This is a genomic window from Bacillus sp. FJAT-27986, assembly GCF_001685035.1.
Classification (GTDB): Bacteria; Bacillota; Bacilli; order Bacillales; family Pradoshiaceae; genus Pradoshia.
Genome location: NZ_MAYV01000001.1, coordinates 692,629 through 714,992 on the forward strand (window position 1 = coordinate 692,629; position 22,364 = coordinate 714,992).

A 22,364-nucleotide genomic window follows, 5' to 3' on the forward strand; every position below is an offset into this window, starting at 1 on the left:
TACCTATCAAATTCTCGTTATCTATTTAATAAACCTTCATTCTAAATGAACTCTATATGTCCATCTGTTGAACTTTTCAACTAGGCGGAGCTTTTTCATCATAGCATCGGTGATAGTAGTCTAAATAATGATTCCATCATTCTCATACCGAAATGTCTACCTTTAAATACCTCAATATGCAGCTCATTCGAAACTAATAAGTCATGTAGATAATCATTTACTAATGTTTGTACACTATCGGTCTTATAGAGAAACGCATTGACTTCAAAGTTCAAGTGAAAGCTTCTCATATCCATATTTGAGGTACCTATAGATGCAAGTTCTCCATCTACAATGATGATTTTTGAATGCAAGAAACCCTCACGATATTCATAGACTTTAACTCCTGTCTCCAATAAATCAGGATAATAGGACCTCGAAGCATGGAAGACAATTCTCTTATCCGGATTACTAGGTACTAATAAGCGAACATCAATACCACTTAGAGCAGCAATTTTCAAGGCAGAAAATATGTCTTCATCTGGGATAAAATAAGGGGAGGCAATCCAAACTGATTTTTTTGCAGAAACAATCATAGAAAAGAATATATTTTTAATGGTACTGTATTCATTATCAGGCCCACCTGCAATTATTTGTACTCCCCCATGATGCCCTTTTTCATGATCTGTTGTTACAGGAGCAAGATACTCATCTGTTAAGAAACTGTGATTGGTCATGTAATACCAATCCTGCAAAAAGATTAATTGTAAACTGCGGACTCCTTCTCCATTTAACCTCAAATGGGTATCACGCCAAAATCCAAAGTTCTCATCTTTACCCAAATATTCATTACCGATATTTAAACCACCAACAAAGCCAATATCTCCGTCCACTACAACAATTTTTCGATGGTTTCTAAAGTTAAATTTATTATTTAAAAAGGGGAGCTTAACAGGGCCAAACGCCACTACCTCAATCCCCCATTTTCTCATTTCCTTAATATATTCCCCTGAAAGAGTCCATGATCCGACTGCATCATAAAGAAATCTAACTTTCACCCCGTTTTTCGCTTTATTAATAAGTATGTCTTTAATTTCATTCCCCAAGGTATCATGGCGAACAATATAATATTCCATATGTATGTGATGTTTTGCTTGCAATAAAGCTTCTTTAATAGAATTAAATGTTTCTTTTCCATTTGTAAGAACTTTAGTCTCCGTAGATAAAGAGATAGGGGTGTTGGCAATCTGATCAGCTAGATTAAACAATTGGCTATAATCATGATTCTCATTATCTAATCTTAATAATCTTTTCTCACTTTCCCCTGTAATATCCATATACTTTTGCTTATCTAAAAAATATTTTTTCTTAAATATCTTTTCTTTTCTAAAATTCCTTCCAAATAACAAATAAAACAAGAATCCAACTACCGGAAAAGCACCCAAAACGATTAACCATGCTAGTGTCTGGGCAGGATGACGATTTTCCAGGAATATAATAAATCCAATAAAAACAACAGTTATTGTAAATAATATACTTCCATATTGAATATAATCCCCATCGAAATTTTTCTGATATATAAATCCCACAATCCCTAAAATTGCGATAAATAAAAGAACATTAATAAAATTCTTCATAATTCTCACCTTATCCATTTTTCATTGAAAACTTTCATTATCTATACCCCAATATGGTCTGAATGACGCAAACCCTCGATTAGTTTTTCAATCACACTTTCTAAATAGGGGGTCCTCAATGTGGTGATTCCAGACCAATTTAAGAACTAAAAAGCCGACTTCCAAGTGGAAATCAGCTTTCAATTAATGAGTATTAAGAAAAGTATTGGCTTACAGTCGAGAATACATCTTTAGGTATAATGACTTTTCCATATTCTTCAAGACGATGGATTGTAACAGGAGATTCATCAGCATATTCAAGTATAATTGATAGCTTATTATCAATCTCTTCTTCCACAAACTCTCCATCTGGAAATTCTACATACAAATAATATATATTTTCAAAGGAGTATAACTTGGTCACAACTCCTTGAATTCCGTTCGTTTTACTTAATGCAATGACATCTTCAAAGTCTTTAAATGAAAGGACAAATTCCAATGTATCATCCTCTGTTATTTGCTCATCTATTGCTTGGTTAGTTTGAAAATGCTCTTCAAGCATAGACTCTATCTTCACATCAACGGAATTGGCGGGATCATCAATTGGCAAATCGAATTTATGGCCATCCTTGGATAGATGCGCTCGAGTAACTAAAATCTCCAACCCTTTTTCAAGTGCTTGGATTTGAATCCAAAGTGGGCCTTCAACAGTAAAATCCTCTTCTTCATGCACTTCATCCATCATTTCCCAGAAAAGTTCCTCACTTCGATCACGATTATACCAGATCTCTTCTCGATCGAAGCCTCGCTTTTCAATATCCCCATATGAAATGTAGAATTTTACAGTATTCTCATTAATACGTTCGATTTCCATGATTCACTCTCTCCCTTCTGGTTTGAGGTAATTGAAGGGATATACCCCCAAACTAGGTTGTTATATCTTTTCCCTGTTTTTAAAAATGTTAATCATGGATGTTCTTTTTATAAAGCAGGTGGTAGTTATATTTTATGATAAATAGTAAATAGTGGGAAACAAAAAGCCTATATTTCATAAAATAATTATGTCTAATAATTTAAGATACACCAAAACCCCCTTCGCTGTCCAGGAAGGGGGTTTATGAACAATATAAAAATTAATTAACTAAGCGCTGTGCTTCTCGAAGTTGAAATGTTCTTACTTTACGAGGTAAAAATCGTCTGATTTCATCTTCGTTGTAACCAACTTGCAGACGTTTTTCATCAATGATAATTGGTCTTCTTAATAATCCGGGATTCTGTTGGATGATATTAAACAATTCCTGTAAAGGTAAATTATCAAGATTTACATTTAACTTTTGAAAAGTTTTCGAGCGTGTTGAAATGATTTCATCGGTACCATCTTCAGTCATACGTAAAATCTCTTTTATTTCATCAAGACTTAATGATTCAGAAAAAATATTACGTTCTTTATATGGAATATCATGTTCTTCTAACCAAGCTTTTGCTTTTCTACATGACGTACAGCTAGGTGATGTGTAAAGTGTAACCATTCCCTGTCACTCTCCCTATTCTTTAAGTTCCCTTATCCCGTTAGAGCTATATATTTAACATTTCACAATGCTTATGATACTATCTAAATTAAAATAATTATAATTAAGGAACATATAAAATTATTATACATGATTAATAATGGAATGTGTAGAGATTTTTTAGAAAATGTTTCCGGGTTTACTAAACATTAACCTTACTATCATATTATTGAAATAATTGTTATATTACTCCATTCCTTTGCCCTATTTCATTTGGCCTGTGTCTCTTTTTTTAAATAATTTCTATTATTTATATACCCTAGAGCGAAGCCGTTAAACATTTGAGGTAAAAAGAAAACAAGCTGAAGTTAAATCTTCAGCTTGTTATTTCATCTAAAATATCAGATTTATTTTCTTTTATTTTCAAGGCTTTCTCAGTTGGCCGGTATTTCCCTCCATATAATTCTTCATCCTTATAAGTATGCAAATCACGATAGATTTCTTTCATTCCATCTAATACCTCTTGATCCATATGCTTATCTGCTTCCGGACTCCAATAAAGAATCTCCAATTCTACATCTTTATTTGTAGCGAGTGAATTTTTAATATAGGAGACGGTATTCGCATGCTTAAAACCCTCTCGTTTATAAAATCGTAATCTTTTCTCTGAATCCTCTTCCGACTCATTTATCGGCTCTACTTCTAAAAAGATTGGTTTTCCCTTCAATTTCAGTTTGTCCAAAACCTTTTTTCCTGTACCATTTCCTCTTGCATTACCCATCACATATAAGTAATCAACAAAGATAAAGTTCTCTTTCTCTGCATATAATAAAATATGATTTTTCCCATTATCAAGGAAGTAGTCCTTTTGGCCATGATTTAACAGCATGTTTATATGTTCTTCTGATTTCATTTCCTCTTCCGGAAAATATTCACGCAATCTTTTATACCAACTCATCTGATGTATCTGCTCCTTTGTTTATCTAGTTCGTATCTAGTAATTTTGATTTTACATTCATACATATTCTTATAGGTTGTTAAATGATAGGTGTTACCTATCTCATGGATTAATAGTTTAGAACAAGCATCCTGCCTATTCGCATGATTTTTTCTATCTTCTAAGGTGATATATTTTATTAAATGTATAAAATTTAGCAACCAAGTTACCTTTTCCCTTTTCTCCCACTTCTTAATCTATTACAATAAAAATGTAAAGAAATTTACACAGTCGAAATATAAAAGGAGGAACGAATGAGCGAATATATCCTTGATTTTATATTGGTATCCTTTTTAATTATTGGTCTAACTGCTTTTATGGGTCCATTAACAAATGGTATTGGAAATCTGATTTTCGGCAGGCACAAGCGTTCTGAGTTTGTGATACAAACGAACAGATCAACAACCGGATTTAATAAGGTTGGCGGCAAGAAAAACAAATAACCATTTCAATTTCTTAACCTTCCTAACAGAGCTGTATTCGCGTAGCGAAATAAACTGCATAATCATCACTGGCTTTAAACATTATTATAAATGGCGGATGCAGCCAGTATTCTACTTCTTAAGAACCTGTTGATAAAATTCCCCAAATTATACATTACTAATAAAAATTCTCACCCGATTGGAGTATGAAATAAGCTAAAGAAAAGGATTGGCTTTTTTTAGCCAATCCTTTGTTTCAGCTTATATGATTTTATTATTGTTTATAGTCTACTCCGGAGGTATAACGGTTTCCTGAGTTCCATAATAAATACTCATTGATTCCTTCTTCTTTTAACGCTCTAATTTGATCTTCTACTTCTTTTTTTCCGTATTGCTTATAATTTCCTTTACCTAGCCATGGTGCCGTAAAATCCTGAATCCAAGGCCTGGAGATTGGCGGACTCTCTAAACTGCTCAATTTTTTATTCTCTAGTTTTGCGTATTCTTTTACAAGTTTATATGGTTCTAAATCTGGCTTGGCAATTCCAAAATAGGATGTCCAATGACTCGGATAGATCATAGAAGAAATGACATCAACATGCTCAGATATCTTAGAGAAGTTTTGTCCTATCCCAGGCGCTTCTGGAAGAGTAGCAGAGTAGCCAAAAATATCAACTGATACCTTTACTCCATATGGCTCTAATTCACTCTTAGCATACTCTACAAAGTCTGTAACAGCATTTACTCGATGCTGAACATTATCTACAGCTTTATCTCCGTAATTACCCACTGAGTATTTCAATTCTTTATCGCGATTCTCAAATCCTTCGGGAAAGCGAACATAATCAAATTGAATTTCCTGAAAACCCATTTCAGCTGCTTCTTTTGCAATCTCAACGTTATATTCCCATACATCTTTTACAAATGGGTTAACAAATGATTCTCCTCTGCCATTTTTCCATACTTCTTTTCCATCTAAAAATGACCATTCAGGTTTTTTATTTGCCAAATAACTATCCTTAAAAACCGTCACTCTGGCAATCGGATAGATTTCTCTTTTTTCCATATCCTTTAATAATTTATCTGGATCTTTAATTAGATTTGTTCCAGCTTCAGCATATGGCTTAGATGCATCTGGTTTATAGGTTAATTTACCGAAGTCATCTTTTATATCAATCACCATCGCATTCAAATCTGTTGTATCCACTAATTTTGCCAGTTCTTTATATTTACTGCCCCCTGCAGAATTTCCTGTCACATAAATGCCTCTTACTGCATCAGGATATGTAAATGAATATTTCGATTCTTTTATAAATCGTTGCATCCCCTCAGGAAGTTCCTTGTTTTCTAGAACAATACTCTGTCCACTATGTAGTAAAAACTCTTTTTCAGCCTCTGTAGCAGCATATGATACCTCTGTAAACAGTGTCCCTATCATTAGGATTGACATTAACACTGCCATTTTTTTAACCAATTTCATCCCCCACATCACTCCTTCATGTCACTATTATTATACCTCCTATAAATATGAAAAAACATCTCACTTCCCTCTTTTTCCAAAAATACATCAAAAAGGCTATCCACAGAAGGATAACCTTTTTGCTACATATTCCAAATAAGACTCGTGAACCACAAACGGTTCATACTAATTTTTTTTGATATATGTTTTTTTATATTGCTCAAATTCATTTAATGAACACAATACATGATGTCCTGGTGCAATCTCACGCATTTCTAGTTGTTCATTTTCATCATAACCATGAACGTCCGGATTATACGGTTTTCTTCTACGCGTGCGTTCACTTTCCGGATCCGGCAGAGGAATCGCAGAAAGTAGAGATTGTGTATATGGATGCATTGGGTTTTTATATAGATCTTCACTGTCTGCAACTTCTACCAATTTACCATAATACATAACACCAATACGGTCACTGATGTATTTCACCATTGACAAGTCATGCGCGATGAACAAATATGTTAACCCTTTTTCTTTTTGAAGCTTTTTCAGAAGGTTAACAACCTGTGCCTGAATGGAAACATCAAGCGCTGAGATTGGCTCATCGGCAATAATAAATTCAGGATCCACTGCGAGTGCACGGGCAATCCCAATCCTTTGACGCTGACCACCAGAGAATTCATGCGGATAACGACTCGCATGCTCACGGTTAAGTCCAACCGTTTCAAGAAGATCGTATACGCGTTTCATACGTTCTTCCTTATTTTTCGCTAATCCGTGTATATCAATGCCTTCAGCAATAATATCGCCCACAGTCATACGAGGATTTAATGAAGCGTAAGGATCCTGAAAGATCATTTGCATACCTCGGTTAAATTGCTTTAGATCCTTACCTGATTTTCTGCCATGGACTTCTTTCCCTTTAAAAATGACTTCTCCGCCACTCAAATCATATAAACGGATAATGGATCGCCCTGTTGTAGATTTGCCACATCCAGATTCTCCCACCAGACCGAATGTTTCACCTTTATAGATTTCAAAAGATACATCGTCCACCGCTTTAACCATATTCGGTTTACCAACATTAAAATATTGTTTAAGTCCTTTGACTTCGATAATTTTTTCTTTTGTAGCCATATTAGTTAACCCCTCCTACTTGTACAGGTTTTTCAAAATTGGAGGCCATATGGCGAATACGCTGTTGGACTAGCTCCGGTGGATTTACTTTTGGTGCATCAGGATGTAGGAGCCAAGTTTTTGCAAAATGAGTATCTGAAATCTGGAACATAGGCGGTTCCTTTTCATAATCAATTGCTAAAGCATAGGGATTCCTTGGTGCAAATGGACACCCCTTCGGTGGATGAATCAAATCCGGAGGAGTACCAGGAATCGCTGTAAGCTCAACATCCCCACTATTATCTAGGCTAGGCATTGAGGATAATAGCCCCCATGTATACGGATGGCGCGGATCATAGAAAATTTCATCTACCGTTCCAGTCTCAACAATTTGTCCTCCGTACATAACCGCTACACGATCAGCTACGTTCGCAACAACTCCTAAATCATGTGTAATAAAGATAATGGATGTATCAATTTTATTTTGTAAATCCTTCATTAATTCTAGTATTTGGGCCTGAATGGTAACATCCAAGGCTGTTGTTGGTTCGTCTGCAATCAGCACTTTTGGATTGCATGAAAGAGCAATCGCTACAACTACACGCTGTCTCATTCCGCCTGAGAATTGGTGAGGATATTGGTTCATACGAATTTCAGGCTGGGCAATCCCTACTAATCTTAAAAGCTCGATAGCTCGCTCACGGGCAGCTGCTTTGCTTAAATTTTGATGCTTGATTAACCCTTCCATAATTTGCTTACCGACTTTCATGGTTGGGTTTAAAGAAGTCATCGGATCCTGGAATATCATTGACATTTCTTTACCGCGAATTCGTTGCATTTCTCTTTCAGTCATTTTAACAAGGTCACGATTTTCTCCAAAAAGTATTTGTCCCTCTTTTATACGTCCTGGAGGATTCGGAATTAATCTCATTAATGCCTTTGTTGTAACGGATTTTCCGGAACCGGATTCTCCAACAATTGCCAATGTTTCTCCTTTGAACAAGTCAAAACTAACTCCACGTACAGCTTTAACCTCACCACCATAGGTATCGAAGGAGACATGCAAATTTTTTACTTCAAGTAATTTCTCCATTATAATTCTCCTTCCCTATTATTTTCGCATTTTTGGATCAAGCGCATCACGGAGACCATCAGCCAATAAGTTAAAGCTTAAGATTAGTATACTGATAGCTAAGGATGGAATGATCAATAAATATGGATATGATTTTATATATCTAAAACCGTCATTTACTAAAGAACCCAAAGAAGCTTCAGGTGCAGCAATTCCCAGACCAATAAAGCTTAGGAATGCCTCGGTGAATATGGCTCCCGGAATTGTAAACATCGATGTAACAATAATGGGTCCTAATACATTTGGTAGTAAATGCTTGAATATTAAGCTTCTATTTGAAGCACCTAGCGTTTTCGAAGCCAAAACATACTCCTGATCTCTTAATTTCAGGAATTGCCCCCTAACCATCCGAGCCATTCCTATCCAACCGGTTATAACCATGGCGAGTGTAATCGAAATTACCCCAGGTTTTTCGAAAATTAGGATCATTAAAATAACAACAATTAGATATGGAATACCGACGAGCACTTCAATAATACGCTGCATGACAGCGTCAATTCTGCCTCCAAAGAAACCGGATATCCCTCCATAGGTTACACCAATGAAAAACTCAATTACGGCTGCCAATATAGCGATATACAAGGAAATCCTTGCGCCGTACCAAACCCTTGTCCATTGGTCACGCCCTAAATCATCTGTACCAAACCAGTGATATCTGTCTTCAATACCATTTTTTTCATAGACATTCACACCATTTTTATCTGTACCATCAAATGGAAGCCAGCTGATATTTTCCAACCCCTGAACACGAGGCGGCAATTTAGAATTTGCTATGTCCTGTTGCTTATATGTGTAACCAGACGTCATTGGTGCAAAGATTGCTAAAAGACCGAAGATCACAACCATGACAAGTCCAAAAATTGCACCTTTATTTTTAAGTAAATGTCTCCATGCATCCTGCCAAAATGTTAGGCTGGGGCGAACGATTTTCTCTGCTTCATGAGATTCTTGCCCTACAACCTTAAATAATTCTGGAGAAAGGTTTTCTGTCTTTAGATTATTTTCCATTATTTTTTCCCCCCAGCAAGGCGGATACGAGGATCAACAATTCCATACATGATGTCCACCAAGAAGATTACAAGAATAAATAGTGCACTATAAAAAATCGTAGTACCCATAATGGTTGGATAATCATTCATATTAATAGAGTTAACAAATTGTTCCCCTAATCCAGGAATAGCAAAGATTCGTTCAATTATTAGTGTTCCAGTCATAATATTGACAGCCATTGGTCCAAGAATCGTAATAATTGGAATCAATGCATTTCTTATACCATGCTTAAATACTACAGCTACACCAGATAAACCCTTTGCTTTTGCAAGAGTAATATAATCCGATCCCATAACTTCTAGCATTTCAGACCTCATAAAACGAGCGATGCTTGCTATAACCCCAGCGGAAAGCGCCAGTGTTGGCAAAATCGTATATTCGAATCCATCCCAGAAAGCAACCGGGAAGATTTGATTTTCAACGGCTAAGAAATACTGTAAAAATCCTGCAAAAACGAAGGATGGGATCGAAACACCCAGGACAGCAATAACAGTGGCACCATAATCTATCCATGTATTATGACGCAGTGCAGCAGCTATTCCTAACATTAGGCCAACAATCGTTCCAAACAGCAAAGCTTGAAAACCCAGATGGGCAGAATTTGGAATCCGTGTAGCAATTAATTCTGTAACCGGTCTGTTGTCATATTGGAAAGAAGTACCTAAGTCCCCTTTAACTAAATTTGTCATATAAGTGACATACTGCTTCGGCACTGGGTCATTCAGTCCATATTTTTCATAAATAATCTCTTTTTGTTCAGCAGTAAGCTTTTCCTGATTTTTCAGCGGAGATCCCGGCAGCATTTTCATCAAGAAAAAGGTAGCAGTTGTAATAACAAATAAAGTAATAATCATATAGAATATCCGTTGTAATGTATATCGCAGCATTATTAGCCCCCCTTTTTCAGTTTTTGGCAATTGTTTTTCTATTCTGAATTTTCTCCTATAACTAGGGAAAAGGAGAGCACATGGCCATTTCAGGCATGCACTCTCCCATTCAGGCACACGAGCTATTATTCCTCGATTGATACCCACTTGTAACTGTAATCTCCGCCAAAGGCGTGGTTGTATAGATTTTTAACTTTATCCTTCGATAGGAATGAAAGTCCGCGTTGATAAAGTGGGCTGATGGCCGCATCTTCTTCAATTAGGATTTTTTCTGCTTTTTGAAGAGCTTCCCAACGTGCTGGCAAATCACTTAATAATGTAGATCCAGCTTCTTCGACCAATTTGTCATACTCAGGATTTGAGTATCCCATTTGGTTATGAGCTCCATCAGTTACGAACATATCGATGAAAGTCATAGGATCTTGATAATCTGGACCCCAACCAGCATAAGAGAAGTCATAATCACCTTTAGATTCTAATTCAAGTTTTTGCTTGAATGGTTGTTGCTTAAGGCCAACTGTAAGTCCTGGAAGAGTAGTTTCAAGCTGTTCTTTGATATACTCACCAGTTTTCTTAGCAGAGTCACCATCATAATTCAGCAATTCGAGCTCAACTTTGGATTCGCCGATTTCTTTCAAGCCTTGTTCCCAAAGCTTTTTAGCTTCATCTTTATTTGTAACGTTCATATCTCCGTTAGCTTCACGGAAATCTTTTCCGTCCGGACCTTTAACAAAATCACTTGGTACCAAGTAGTATGCAGGTACAGATCCATTATTTAAGATTGTTTTTACAAAAGCATCTTTGTCATAAGCCATATCAATTGCTTTACGGATATTAACATTTGCTAATGCTTTGTTCTTTTGGTTATAACGAAGGAAGTATACAGAAGTATCTTTTTCCGTACCGAATTCTTCGCTATCTTTGTAGTTATCAACGTTTTCAGCAGTCAATCCTACACGATCAATTTTACCTGTTTCATATAAGTTTACGGCTGTGTTAGTATCTTTTACGATTTTAAAATTGATTGTTTCGAGCTTTACAGTATCTTTATCCCAGTATTGATCATTTTTAGAAAGTGTGAAACTTTCTTCATGTTTCCACTCAGACATCGTGAATGGTCCATTATAAAGTGTTGTATCTGCTTCAAGACCAAATTTTTCGCCTTGTTCTTCAACAAATTTTTGATTTTGTGGCATGAATGTTCCGAAAGAAAGTAGAGATTGGAAATAAGGGATAGCATTTGTTAGTTTAATTTCAAGAGTGTAATCATCAAGCGCTTTAGCACCTAACTCTTCCACTTTCTTTTTACCAGTGTTGATTTCTTCAGCATTTTCAATTACATACATCATGTATGCATATTCAGCAGCAGTATCAGGATTTACAGCTTTTTGCCAAGCATAAATGAAATCGTGAGCTGTTACAGGATCACCATTTGACCATTTAGCATCTTGGCGCAGTTTGATAGTGAAAGTTTTTCCATCTTCACTTACTGTTGGATCTCCCTCAGCAACACCTGCAACAACTTTATCTCCCTCACCTAAACGGTAAAGACCTTCCATCGTATTGTTCATAACGTTGAAAGAAACAGAGTCAGTAGCCATTACAGTGTCCATAGACGGAATTTCAGAAGTTTCCACTAAGTTAAGTACTTGTTCAACGTCTTTCTTGCCTTCACCTTTATCATTGCTACCTGTCTCTTCGTCTCCGCCGGAACAAGCTGCAAGGAAAGTGCTCAAAGCAAGAATCATTACAAGAAATAATGAGATTTTTTTTGCTTTCATACTAGTAAATGACCTCCCTATTTTTTACTCTTCTAATTTTCAGAAGATTTCGTAACCAATCATAAAACGTTTCAGAATTTTTTGCAATCATTTTTTTACATTTTGTTTACGAACATATGTCATTTCGAATACAAGAATTAACAACAAACCTTGATACACCAATGTCTGGGTAAAATATCCTATAAAAACAAAAAAATTATATTTTTCAGATAATTCCAACCAGAAAAGCATATTTAATTAAAATGAAACGTTATGAATATAATAAAATTTTATAAATAAACTTGCAACTTTTAATTTTTAAATTATTGGTATAAAATTTAAATACACTTTATAAAACAACTTATATTCGGAGGAAACCCATGAAGTCTTCACAAAAAAAATTTCTTTTATTAAACGGTATCAGCCTTCTAATTTCAATTATCTATTCAATTAATATAAAAAGTCCCTTTCTGCTTTCATTGATTGATAGCTATTTTATGATAGGCCTCTTTTATGTTTGTGCCGGCGCTCTCCTATATGTAATAGGAGGAGGTTTCTTTTCTTTCTTTTCCTACTCGTTTAAAAAATTCTGGAAAATCAATTCAAAAAAAGAAGAATATATATCTGAACTAGAAGGCGATTCTAAAGATAAAGGCCCGAATATGGAGGTACTTACCTTTTCCTGGACTAGCCCTTTACTTTATGCAGGTATCTTTTCATGTGTCATTACCTTTATTTGCTCAATTATTTTCTTTGGATAGTTGCTTTTCTAATCAGGTTTAAGTAGAATATCATTACTTAATATTTATTATAGGCTATGACAAAGAGTAGTAAGGTAGTACAAGGTTTTCAGAGAGTTTGTGGTTGCTGCGAACAAACAGCCCGTATACCTGAATGGACTTTTAAGCCTCCTGTAGGAAAAATGACAGTATGACAGGACGTTTGCCCGCGTTACTGGGCAAGAATATCTTTTTGGATATTCCTGAGTGGTTTATGTATAGAACGTAAACAATTAGGGTGGTACCGCGAATCCCATTCGTCCCTTTTAATAGTGGAGACGAATGGGATTTTTTATATTGAAAGGAGAATGAAAATGAGTATTATTTTTTCTGGCATTCAGCCAACCGGTCTGGTGACCCTTGGTAATTATATAGGAGCATTACGGCAGTTCGTAGAATTGCAAAATGATTCCCATTGTTACTTTTGCATAGTTGATCACCATGCGATTACGGTTCCGCAGGATCGCCTCGAACTAAGAAAGAACATTCGAAATCTTGCAGCCCTTTATCTGGCTGTTGGGATTGATCCTGAGAAAGCGACAATTTTTATCCAATCTGAGGTTCCCGCTCATACAGAAGCCGGATGGATTATGCAATGTAATACTTCTATTGGTGAACTTGAGCGAATGACTCAATATAAAGATAAATCTAAATCACAGGTATCTGTTTCAGCCGGTCTTCTGACTTATCCTCCATTGATGGCTGCTGATATCCTTTTATATCAAACCAACATTGTTCCAGTAGGCGATGATCAAAAACAGCATGTTGAATTGACACGTGATATTGCTGAACGCTTCAATAAAAAATATGGAGATGTCTTTACAATCCCTGATATCCAACTACCTGCTTCAGGGGCGCGAATCATGGCTTTACAGGAGCCAACCAAAAAAATGAGCAAATCCGATCCAAATAAAAAATCAACTATTTCTTTATTAGATGATCTAAAGCAGGTTGAGAAGAAAATCAAGAGTGCGGTTACGGATTCAGAAGGAATCGTGAAATTCGACAAGGAAAATAAACCAGGTATTTCAAACCTTCTATCCATTCACTCTGCACTAAGCGGTGAAAGCATAGAATCCATTGAAAAACGCTTTGTAGGTAAGGGATATGGAGATTTTAAAGCAGAGGTTGCCAATGTAGTGGTTGAAACACTACGACCTATTCAGGAACGTCATCAGGAATTACTGAATTCCCCTGAATTGGATGAAATCCTCGACAAAGGAGCTCTCGAGGCAAATAAAGCTGCTAATAAAACATTACGAAAAATGAAAAACGCAATTGGTTTAGGTCGTAAAAGAAGATAAAGATTGTTCTAAATTAAAGTGCTGAAGCTAGATTTGTATTGAATCTAGCTTCAGCACTTTTTTATTATATTCGACTTCAGGGCCTAGGAACTCGAGTCATAAGCAAATACTCTGCGGAGGCCAACAGGATGTTGGTCACAAAGACGTTGTCACACGATGTGGCGCTTTTAGTCTTCGTTCCTTAAGTTAGTTTCAGCTTTTATTCAATCTAGCTTCGGCTCCTAGCTCCTCGAGGTCATAAGTGTAGCCACTACGGGAGGAAAGAGCGCCTCCCTACGTGCCTCCTCTTATGCTTGTCGGAGCTGAACAGTCGCCTCAGCTTTTTACTTAATCTAGCTTCGGCTCCTAGGAGCTTGAGTCATAAGCAAATACTCTGCGGGAGGGAAAAGCACCTCCCTCCGAGTATTCGTCTTATGCTCTTCGCTCCTGGGCAGTCGCCTCAGCTTTTTATATAAAAAAACCATCCATTACAGCATGGATGGTCGATCTCCTACTTCTATTTCCCAGAGCTTTTCGAAAAATGGTTGGCCTTTTATTAAACGTTCACATAACATGGCGTGTTTTTCTGACCAGCCTATCTTCATTTCCGAGTATAGCTTGTGCCATATTTCATCAAAATCCATTTTTAAAACTGTGGAATATTGTTCAGGCGCCCATTCTGTATACCAATAACGAATTTCAGCTGTATTGCTTGAACTTTTTAATTGATCAAGTACCATGAACAATAATTGCTTTAATTGACGTTCCTTGCGTGTTAACCCCAGCATAAAATCAGGAGATGGGGAAAGGATATGATACTCTTTCTTCTGATAATCTGTAATCATTGACTGATAGTCATACTGATGCGCATCCACATTACGTACCATATCATAAGCCAATTGCTCCTGCCTTGGAATTAATCTACTCTTTCGGATTGGTATGGTGTATCCTATCGTATCAATAGCAATGATGCCTGTCCCATCTGTAGCAACAAAACAATAATCCATCGGAAGTCTTTCATGATTCTTCCGAATATACGCCTTCTTATAAACATCCTGTAGAAGACTTGAAGGCAATTCCAATAAATCATTTTCAATGTAGTGAAAAAGAACCGGCTCCAACTTCAAAAGCGGAACCTGGTCAAGTAACTCAACCGTATCCTCTTTCCTCCACTCGTGAAAGCTGCAAATGTTATAACTGTTTTCTTCACCTTCAAACCAATTTACCCAAACATCATGGAGATACAACATTCCCGAATATCCCTCACTTCTATCCTATTTGTCAATCATTATAGGCAAGTTTCCTGTAAAATATTCCTTGTATGAGTGGCAAATTGATTTTCTTTGCATAGTGAATTATCCATTGATTATTTTATCAGTAGAAAGACCAATCATATCCCTAGTCTTCATGGAATGAAGATCTGCATAATCCTTTACAAGTTTGTAACCTGCCGCATATCCGGCCATTTTTGGCATTGTACCATGCCCAAATAACAACTTATCATGAAGGGGATCAGATCGCTTCATATCAAAGTTCGGTTTGAATTTTTCTGTAATCAGTTCTTCGATTTCCTTCGTTTGATAATTGGTTATCCAAGGCGCCAAATACGATTCACCGCAATATTCTGATACCGCAAATTCTGCAAGACCCTCCATAATAATAGAGTCTGCCAATCTATGCTTAACCTGCCCCCCCAGGGATTCCAATCTCGTTGTATGATGATATTCATGGACAAATAGAGCTTCCAGTTCTTTATCCTTCACCTTCTCCGATATAAATAAAAACAATTTATCAATGAAAGCAATCCCTGATTTATGTTTATTGGGAGAGCGAAATAAGCTGAACACTTCACTTGCCATCGGAAATAGGAAAATAGGAATATCCGGACCATCCCATGCTTTTTTATATTTTTTATGATAAAGTGCGATTCTATGCCACACCTTCCGTTCCTTCATATTTTGATATGTCTTGTTTGTTTTTAGGTTGGGCTGGTATAGGCCAATTCTATTTAAAACTTCAATTAGAACATGTTCTCGCATATTTACTGTGTCTAAAATATTCTCTTCTATTTTTAACCGATCATTAAAGGACTCCTCCAACCATTTATCCGTTCTGATAACTCCCATCCCATTCACCTATCCTGTTTATATTTGAATAGAGCATTATATGAAAGGATATATCCTATGGGAATCAAAATAGCCTCCCTTTTTGGTAGATGAACCAAAAAGAGAGGCCGCTTGAAGTTTTCTATCCGTTATATTTTTTAAAAACGATTGTGGCATTGTGGCCGCCAAATCCAAGTGAATTACTCATCGCACAGTCAACTTGGCGTTTTCTTGCTTCAACCGGGACATAATCAAGATCACACACGGGATCCGGTGTTTCAAGATTAATAGTCGGTGGAATGATACCATTCTTGATTGCCAAAACCGTATAGACTGCTTCAACGCCACCTGCTGCTCCCAATAAATGACCGGTCATCGATTTTGTTGAACTTACTGCCAGTTTATAAGCGTGATCACCAAAGACTGTTTTAATGGCCATCGTTTCATAGGAATCATTGTATTCTGTGCTTGTTCCATGAGCATTAATATAATCAATCTGTTCCGGATCAAGACCTGCATCATCAATAGCCATTTTCATCGCTCTTGCGCCACCTTCTCCTTCAGGGGCTGGAGCGGTTATATGATGGGCATCCCCTGTTGATCCATATCCGACAATTTCAGCATATATCGGCGCATTTCTCGCAATTGCATGTGATAATTCCTCGAGTACGAGAATGCCTGAACCTTCTCCAATAACAAATCCATCTCGATTTTTATCAAATGGACGGCTTGATGTTTTAGGATCTGGGTTAGAGGATAAAGCAGTATTCGCACAGAAACCAGCTACAGACATTTTCGTGATAGGGGCTTCCGCACCTCCTGTAATCATCACATCCGCATCACCGCGCTGGATAACTTTAAACGCATCTCCGATTGAATTCGTTCCTGTAGCACATGCTGTCACCGTACAGGAATTTACCCCTTTAGCTCCGAGAAGTATGGATACTTGCCCTGCAGCCATGTCCGGAATAAGCATCGGCACAAAAAATGGACTGACCCTACGATAGCCTCTTTTTTGAAATGTTTCATATTGCTGTTCGAATGTCTCCATGCCGCCAATTCCGGAACCAATCCATACACCAACACGATTTGCGTTCTCAGGAGTAATCTCCAATTTAGCATCCTCAACTGCCATTTTTGATGCTGCAATCGCATAATGGGTGAACCGGTCCATTTTTCTAGCTTCTTTCCGATCAATAATATCTGTTATCTCAAAGTTTTTTACTTCCCCCGCTGTCTTAGCAGGGTACTCATCCGCATTAACTCTGGTTAATGGCCCGATTCCTGAAACTCCGGCCACTAAGTTTTCCCAGTTCTCCCGGATAGTATTGCCTAAAGGTGATATGGTCCCCATACCTGTCACAACTACACGTTTACTCTCCATTACAATCTCTCCTTGAGTTAATCTCGGCTTTTCTTATTTGCCCCATCGCATCGCAACTGCTCCCCATGTTAAACCGGCTCCAAAACCAACTAATACTAGCAAATCACCGTCTTTTATTTTTCCTGCTTCCACTTCTTCAGCAAGCGCAATTGGAATAGTAGATGACGATGTGTTGCCATATTTATGAATCGTTTTGGACATCTTTTCAATTGGAAGCTCCAATCTTTGTCTCGCAGCTTCCATAATTCGTATATTTGCTTGATGCGGAATTAAAAAGTCTACATCCTCTTTTGTCAAACCTGCTTTATTTAAAACATTGATGGATGATTCACCCATTTGTCTAACTGCAAACTTATACACTTCCCGGCCATTCATCGTGAGATAATCTTGCTTTTTCTCTAAATGAATGCCACCAGAACCGTCCGCTCCAAGCTCGAAAGATAGAATGCCCTTTCCATCACTGACAGGACCCAATACTGCTGCTCCTGCTCCGTCTCCGAATAGTACAGCCGTATTACGGTCATTCCAATCCGTAATTTTTGAAAGCTTTTCCACACCTACTACCAAGATTGTGCGATAGCTGCCTGTCCTAATAAATTGACTTGCAGTTACAATTCCATAGGTAAATCCTGCACAGGCTGCACTAATATCCATAGCTGCTGCATTAACTGCGCCCAATCTTTCTTGAATCATACAGGAAACTGTAGGAAAGGATTGGTCCGGTGTGACAGTTGCCACTAGAATTAATTCAATTTCCTCAGCAGTCACTCCAGCATTCTCCATCGCCCTGACTGCTGCCTCGTAGGCCATATGTGAAGAATCAACGGTATCATCGGCAATTCTTCTTTCTTCTATTCCAGTGCGTGTTCGGATCCATTCATCTGACGTATCAATCTTTTTTTCCAAATCAAAGTTTGTTACCACGTTTTCAGGAAGATATTTGCCAATTCCGATTATGCCAGCATTCATCCTTACACCCCTCTTGCTATATTCATCTGATTATATTATTTGATATTATGACTTGGTACTAATTCTAAAAGAAATCAATCCTTATTGCAACAAATTTTCCGAAAAAGATGAATGAATGTCCATACAAGCCAGCAATATCAACATACATTAATTAGTAAGAATATGTGAAAAACGAGGTGAATGTCTTGAACAATGATCATAGAAACAGGTCAGACAATCAGGAGGCTTTTAATCGATTTATGTTTGGTGATCGTCATACGAAAAATCAGGCGAAGGAAGATCCTCCCCCTGAAGAACAGCAAGCATCCAATATTGATTTCACTAGACTGATGGAACAATCTGATGTTCTAATGTCCACTATCAGCGAATTGAGTCCTTATTTCAAAAAGATTCCATCCCTTATAAGTAAATTTACAAATTTAATCAAGTGAAGGACTTTCACTCACCTTTTTTTAAACGACCATCTTTATATCCTTTTTCATAAGCCTCATCCATAACCGTAAAGAAAATGTCCATAAATGGCTGTAATTGTTGACGATCTATATCTAAGCCCGCTTCACTTAATTTCTTTTTGATTTCTGAATAGTGTTTCATGCCCATTGCCATATATTCAAGCTTCCTCTTCATGTTAACCACCGCCTTTCCAAATAATTGTAAAAACCCCTTAATAATGATAGAAAGGGGCGATTATATAAAAAGTATTCTAATAGCTCATGAGGTTCCTAATCCTTATATGCTGCTTAACTAAATTGATTCCCACATGCGGGGATATTTTTGTTACCGCTAAATATTCCCTAATGTTCAGCTTTTGAAGGTCAGGATTTCGCTTTTCACCAGTTTCTGCGATAATCCGATAACCAAGCTCTTTTAATAAAAGGTGCCAATGTTCTTTTATATCAGATTGAACCTGGTAGATTCCATGCTCAAATTTTGATATTTCAAAAATAGCTGTAATGGCATCGCTTATATAGATAGCATCTCTTTTGTTTTCTAAATCATATAGCTCAAAAGGAAATTGAGATTGACTAAGACAATTGTAAAAGACGGTATTTTCCGGCTGCCATGGACCGTATACGGTTGGCAATATGATAGTGGTATCCACTCGATTAGGAATATCCTTGTTAACCAATCCCTCTTTATCCATACCTACATAAATAAACGTATCCTCAATTTTTTTAGGGATTTTTTCTACATATTCAAGCCATTTTTCACACTCATTATCCATATCAGTAATATAAAAAAAATAGCCATCCTTTATTTCATTAATAACCTGATCATGTTTCTTTACTTTGAAATTTGAATTTCTACCTAAAAATAATTCTTTTTCTTCCTTTTCTTTTGGATCGACCAAAACAGGTAGATCCACCCCAATAACCTCTACACCCTCTTCCATTAACCTATTGCATATCTCAAATCCAACAAAGGAATACGGAGACAGAACAATATGTTCAGGCATATAAAAACCCCCTGTCGGTTTATATAAATGTATTAAACCAACCCGAGGGTTATTCAGATTTATAAATCTTTTTCATGGTTTTTAAAAAAGGAATTGATTTGATAAGGAATAATATATCTTTTTTCCGGTGTAATATACTTAATTTCTGATGAAGGATGATTGTTAATGAATGAGCTATATTTAACCGGCAGGTTGCTTTCCAGCCTATCGAGGACGTGCACGATTAAGACCGGCATATCTTTTCCTAATGTCGTATCCGGCTTCTTCTCCATCCATTCTTTAAATGTATGATCATCCAAATGGTAGGCTTGGTACAATTCTTTTTTCATTTTCTTAAAGAAAAATTTATTTATTTCTTCTTTTTCATAGCTCTGTTTTACGGATAATATGGGATTTAGTAATACAACAGATCGTACTTTTTCTTTTAATTTATGACAAATTGTATCTAACACCAACGCGCCAGTTCCTTCCGCTATGATATGAATTCTTTCGTTTACGATTTCCTTGCGGATAAAAAATGCATACATTTCCATAGCTAAATCTGCAGCTTCAGCATTACCCCAATGCGCACCGGATAAATAAGAGCTAAAAACCGTATACCCTCTCTTCAACAGATACTCAAGCATTTGTTTTTTGCCTGGATGATCCAGCCAAAAATTAGCTTTTTCATTTATATAATGCTTATCTCCACCGAGTAACATAATGGCAAAGCCACTCGGTTGTTCCGGGTAAAAAATGGTTGTCCATTCTTTATTCAGTTGAAACGTTTTGTGATTTATCATAGCTTTCCCCTCAAATAACCTTAGTCCATGTTAATGTATGTCACTATAAATCAATTTGTCCGGGCTATTTATCTCTCTGATTGCTTAGAATAACCATTTATTTTTTAACTTGTATTCATAATCAATTGCATTTTGGGCTATGTTATGATAAAACCCAAAGTAATAAAGTACAAACCATATTTACCTAAATAATTTAAATTGTTTCCAGTGTTACGTATGGTATGATAAAATAATAACGGATTGTAGATGAACGGGGTGAGAAAATTGAAATATATTTTGACATTTATATGGACATTTGCATTAACACATATGGTGATTTATGTAACAAGCTCAATGGTTGAAGGCGGTAAATACGATTTCAATACAGCTTCCATTCTTAGTGTGGTCATTACCCTATTAATTTTAGTGGTTTCAGCTGTAATACCAAATGATCCGGTACAGGAATCCGGACATTAATTCATTTTCAAAAAAGGGCCGCTAATTAGCGGCCCTTTTTTGATACATATGTCCAATGACGATCATCATTGGTTGTCTCAGGAAAATACTCTCCTGCTTTCAGCTTAATCTTCTTTGGGTTAACGACATTGCTGCCAGTCTCCCCTATTTCGATATATTCACCATTATTTGGTGCCTTTTGTCCATGTTTAAAATGACGATTCTGTCCCAAAAAAATCCCTCCTTTTGTTCTAGAATCCCCAATTATTGTTCAACTATTAGTTAGGTTTGACCATTAAATCAACCAAAAGTGCTTTTTGAGCATGTAAACGATTTCCCGCCTGTTTAATGACAATGGAATTAGATGAGTCAATAATGGAAGATGTCACCTCTTCACCGCGATGTGCTGGTAAGCAGTGCATAAATAAATAATCGAGTTTGGCGCCAGCAGCCAATTGCTCATTTACCTGAAATTTTTTAAAATCTTCCAGCCTTTTTTCATTTTCTTTTTCTTGGCCCATGCTGGTCCAAACATCACAATAAATAACATCAGCTTCCTTAACAGCAGCCTCTGGATCGTGAAACAGTTCTATTTTCCCTCCATTGATTATTGCTTCAGTCATAGCTTTCTCGACCAAAAGAAGATCTGGTTCATAACCAGGAGGCGTTGCAATCGCAATTTGCATACCCGATTTAACAGCAGCCATCATCAAAGAATTGGCAACATTATTCCCATCACCGATATAAGCGAGCTTGATTCCCTGGAGAGTTCCTTTCTCTTCCTTAATCGTTAACAAGTCAGCCAATGCCTGGCATGGATGCTCAAGGTCAGTCAATCCGTTAATAACCGGCACACTGGAGCTTGTTGCCAATGTTTCCGCTCTATCATGGCCAGTAGTACGTATCATGATTGCATCCACATATTCTGATAACACTTGTGCTGTGTCTGAAATCGGTTCACCTCTGCCAAGCTGCGTGTCATTTCTACTTAAGAAAATGGCATGACCCCCTAGCTGAAGCATGCCTGCTTCGAAAGAAACCCGTGTCCTTGTTGAATTTTTTTCAAAGATCATCCCCAATATTTTCCCCTTTAATGGGGTATCCAAATATCCTTTATTTAGCCTTTCTTTTAAATCCATTGCGAGCTCCAATAATTCATTCAATTGCTGCGCCGTAATGGCTTCCATGGATAAAAAATCTTTTTGACTGATTATTCGTTTAGTTCCATACAGTAGTTTCATATCTGCC

The 22,364-nt window shown here is 36.8% G+C and carries 24 protein-coding genes and 1 other annotated feature; of the genes, 5 read left to right on the plus strand and 19 right to left on the minus strand.

Going from position 1 to position 22,364, the window contains the following annotated elements; genetic code table 11:
- Positions 1-98 precede the first annotated feature (98 nt).
- The 4 genes from cls to A8L44_RS03285 form a co-directional block, all read right to left on the minus strand.
- The gene (gene cls, locus A8L44_RS03270; RefSeq protein WP_066101441.1) at positions 99-1,616 is read right to left on the minus strand and encodes a cardiolipin synthase; all 1,518 of its coding nucleotides are present in this window, start codon (positions 1,614-1,616) and stop codon (positions 99-101) included.
- Between the two features lie 193 nt (positions 1,617-1,809).
- The gene (gene mecA, locus A8L44_RS03275; protein ID WP_066101444.1) at positions 1,810-2,469 is read right to left on the minus strand and encodes an adaptor protein MecA; all 660 of its coding nucleotides are present in this window, start codon (positions 2,467-2,469) and stop codon (positions 1,810-1,812) included.
- 259 nt (positions 2,470-2,728) lie between these two features.
- Positions 2,729-3,124: a transcriptional regulator SpxA gene (gene spxA, locus A8L44_RS03280; RefSeq protein WP_066101447.1), complete on the minus strand. Its 396-nt coding sequence runs from the start codon at positions 3,122-3,124 to the stop codon at positions 2,729-2,731.
- Between the two features lie 355 nt (positions 3,125-3,479).
- Positions 3,480-4,061, minus strand: coding sequence for an acetyltransferase (locus A8L44_RS03285; RefSeq protein ID WP_066101450.1), 582 nt, complete (start codon positions 4,059-4,061; stop codon positions 3,480-3,482).
- 293 nt (positions 4,062-4,354) lie between these two features.
- Between A8L44_RS03285 and A8L44_RS03290 the strand changes: the two genes are divergently transcribed.
- Positions 4,355-4,543 carry a hypothetical protein gene (locus A8L44_RS03290; protein WP_066101454.1) on the plus strand — a complete coding sequence of 63 codons (189 nt, stop codon included), beginning with the start codon at positions 4,355-4,357 and terminating at the stop codon, positions 4,541-4,543.
- A gap of 253 nt (positions 4,544-4,796) precedes the next feature.
- Here the strand turns inward: A8L44_RS03290 and A8L44_RS03295 are convergent, their stop codons facing one another.
- The 6 genes from A8L44_RS03295 to A8L44_RS03320 form a co-directional block, all read right to left on the minus strand.
- Positions 4,797-5,984: a putative glycoside hydrolase gene (locus A8L44_RS03295; protein ID WP_375138407.1), complete on the minus strand. Its 1,188-nt coding sequence runs from the start codon at positions 5,982-5,984 to the stop codon at positions 4,797-4,799.
- Positions 5,985-6,167: 183 nt separating this feature from the next.
- A complete protein-coding gene (locus A8L44_RS03300) occupies positions 6,168-7,115 on the minus strand; it encodes an ABC transporter ATP-binding protein (protein ID WP_066101457.1) in 948 nt (315 codons plus the stop codon).
- Position 7,116: 1 nt separating this feature from the next.
- Positions 7,117-8,187 (minus strand): ABC transporter ATP-binding protein, encoded by a 1,071-nt coding sequence (locus tag A8L44_RS03305; RefSeq protein ID WP_066101460.1) that lies wholly within the window; start codon positions 8,185-8,187, stop codon positions 7,117-7,119.
- Positions 8,188-8,205: 18 nt separating this feature from the next.
- Complete coding sequence (gene opp3C / locus A8L44_RS03310; RefSeq protein ID WP_066101462.1) at positions 8,206-9,234, minus strand: oligopeptide ABC transporter permease; 1,029 nt, start codon at positions 9,232-9,234, stop codon at positions 8,206-8,208.
- Positions 9,234-10,163, minus strand: coding sequence for an oligopeptide ABC transporter permease (gene opp3b, locus A8L44_RS03315; protein ID WP_066101463.1), 930 nt, complete (start codon positions 10,161-10,163; stop codon positions 9,234-9,236). Before opp3b ends, opp3C begins: the two co-directional genes overlap by 1 nt.
- 125 nt (positions 10,164-10,288) lie before the next feature.
- Positions 10,289-11,944, minus strand: a complete 1,656-nt coding sequence (locus A8L44_RS03320) for a peptide ABC transporter substrate-binding protein (protein ID WP_066101466.1) — start codon at positions 11,942-11,944, stop codon at positions 10,289-10,291.
- Positions 11,945-12,303: 359 nt separating this feature from the next.
- On the opposite strand from A8L44_RS03320, the gene A8L44_RS19420 reads away from it, so the two are divergent.
- On the plus strand, positions 12,304-12,684 hold the full coding sequence (locus A8L44_RS19420; protein WP_077247957.1) for a DUF3899 domain-containing protein: 381 nt from the start codon (positions 12,304-12,306) through the stop codon (positions 12,682-12,684).
- Between the two features lie 47 nt (positions 12,685-12,731).
- Positions 12,732-12,970 (plus strand) — a binding site (T-box leader).
- A gap of 46 nt (positions 12,971-13,016) precedes the next feature.
- Positions 13,017-14,006 (plus strand): tryptophan--tRNA ligase, encoded by a 990-nt coding sequence (gene trpS / locus A8L44_RS03330; protein WP_066101468.1) that lies wholly within the window; start codon positions 13,017-13,019, stop codon positions 14,004-14,006.
- 467 nt (positions 14,007-14,473) lie between these two features.
- Here trpS and A8L44_RS03335 read toward each other — a convergent pair whose 3' ends face one another.
- The 4 genes from A8L44_RS03335 to A8L44_RS03350 all read right to left on the minus strand — a co-directional run bounded on the left by A8L44_RS03335 (position 14,474) and on the right by A8L44_RS03350 (position 18,443).
- Complete coding sequence (locus tag A8L44_RS03335) at positions 14,474-15,235, minus strand: YjbA family protein (RefSeq protein ID WP_066101471.1); 762 nt, start codon at positions 15,233-15,235, stop codon at positions 14,474-14,476.
- Between the two features lie 105 nt (positions 15,236-15,340).
- Positions 15,341-16,111, minus strand: coding sequence for a DUF2268 domain-containing protein (locus A8L44_RS03340; RefSeq protein WP_066101474.1), 771 nt, complete (start codon positions 16,109-16,111; stop codon positions 15,341-15,343).
- A 121-nt stretch (positions 16,112-16,232) separates the two neighbouring features.
- Positions 16,233-17,474: a beta-ketoacyl-ACP synthase II gene (gene fabF / locus A8L44_RS03345; protein WP_066101476.1), complete on the minus strand. Its 1,242-nt coding sequence runs from the start codon at positions 17,472-17,474 to the stop codon at positions 16,233-16,235.
- 33 nt (positions 17,475-17,507) lie between these two features.
- Positions 17,508-18,443, minus strand: coding sequence for a beta-ketoacyl-ACP synthase III (locus A8L44_RS03350; protein WP_066101479.1), 936 nt, complete (start codon positions 18,441-18,443; stop codon positions 17,508-17,510).
- A 185-nt stretch (positions 18,444-18,628) separates the two neighbouring features.
- Here A8L44_RS03350 and A8L44_RS03355 point away from each other — a divergent pair, with 185 nt between their 5' ends.
- Complete coding sequence (locus tag A8L44_RS03355; protein WP_139063793.1) at positions 18,629-18,874, plus strand: hypothetical protein; 246 nt, start codon at positions 18,629-18,631, stop codon at positions 18,872-18,874.
- 7 nt (positions 18,875-18,881) lie between these two features.
- Here A8L44_RS03355 and A8L44_RS03360 read toward each other — a convergent pair whose 3' ends face one another.
- From A8L44_RS03360 to A8L44_RS03370, 3 genes are all read right to left on the minus strand, one after another.
- Positions 18,882-19,070, minus strand: a complete 189-nt coding sequence (locus tag A8L44_RS03360; protein ID WP_066101485.1) for a ComZ family protein — start codon at positions 19,068-19,070, stop codon at positions 18,882-18,884.
- 76 nt (positions 19,071-19,146) lie between these two features.
- The gene (locus A8L44_RS03365) at positions 19,147-19,899 is read right to left on the minus strand and encodes a hypothetical protein (protein ID WP_066101488.1); all 753 of its coding nucleotides are present in this window, start codon (positions 19,897-19,899) and stop codon (positions 19,147-19,149) included.
- Between the two features lie 59 nt (positions 19,900-19,958).
- Positions 19,959-20,681: a hypothetical protein gene (locus tag A8L44_RS03370; RefSeq protein WP_077247958.1), complete on the minus strand. Its 723-nt coding sequence runs from the start codon at positions 20,679-20,681 to the stop codon at positions 19,959-19,961.
- 264 nt (positions 20,682-20,945) lie between these two features.
- Between A8L44_RS03370 and A8L44_RS03375 the strand changes: the two genes are divergently transcribed.
- Positions 20,946-21,137, plus strand: a complete 192-nt coding sequence (locus A8L44_RS03375) for a YjzD family protein (RefSeq protein WP_066101490.1) — start codon at positions 20,946-20,948, stop codon at positions 21,135-21,137.
- A gap of 25 nt (positions 21,138-21,162) precedes the next feature.
- On the opposite strand, the gene A8L44_RS03380 is transcribed toward A8L44_RS03375, so the two are convergent.
- Together A8L44_RS03380 and argF are read right to left on the minus strand one after the other, a co-directional pair.
- Positions 21,163-21,348 carry a YjzC family protein gene (locus tag A8L44_RS03380; protein WP_066101493.1) on the minus strand — a complete coding sequence of 62 codons (186 nt, stop codon included), beginning with the start codon at positions 21,346-21,348 and terminating at the stop codon, positions 21,163-21,165.
- Between the two features lie 46 nt (positions 21,349-21,394).
- A complete protein-coding gene (gene argF, locus A8L44_RS03385) occupies positions 21,395-22,357 on the minus strand; it encodes an ornithine carbamoyltransferase (RefSeq protein ID WP_066101496.1) in 963 nt (320 codons plus the stop codon).
- Positions 22,358-22,364: the final 7 nt, after the last annotated feature.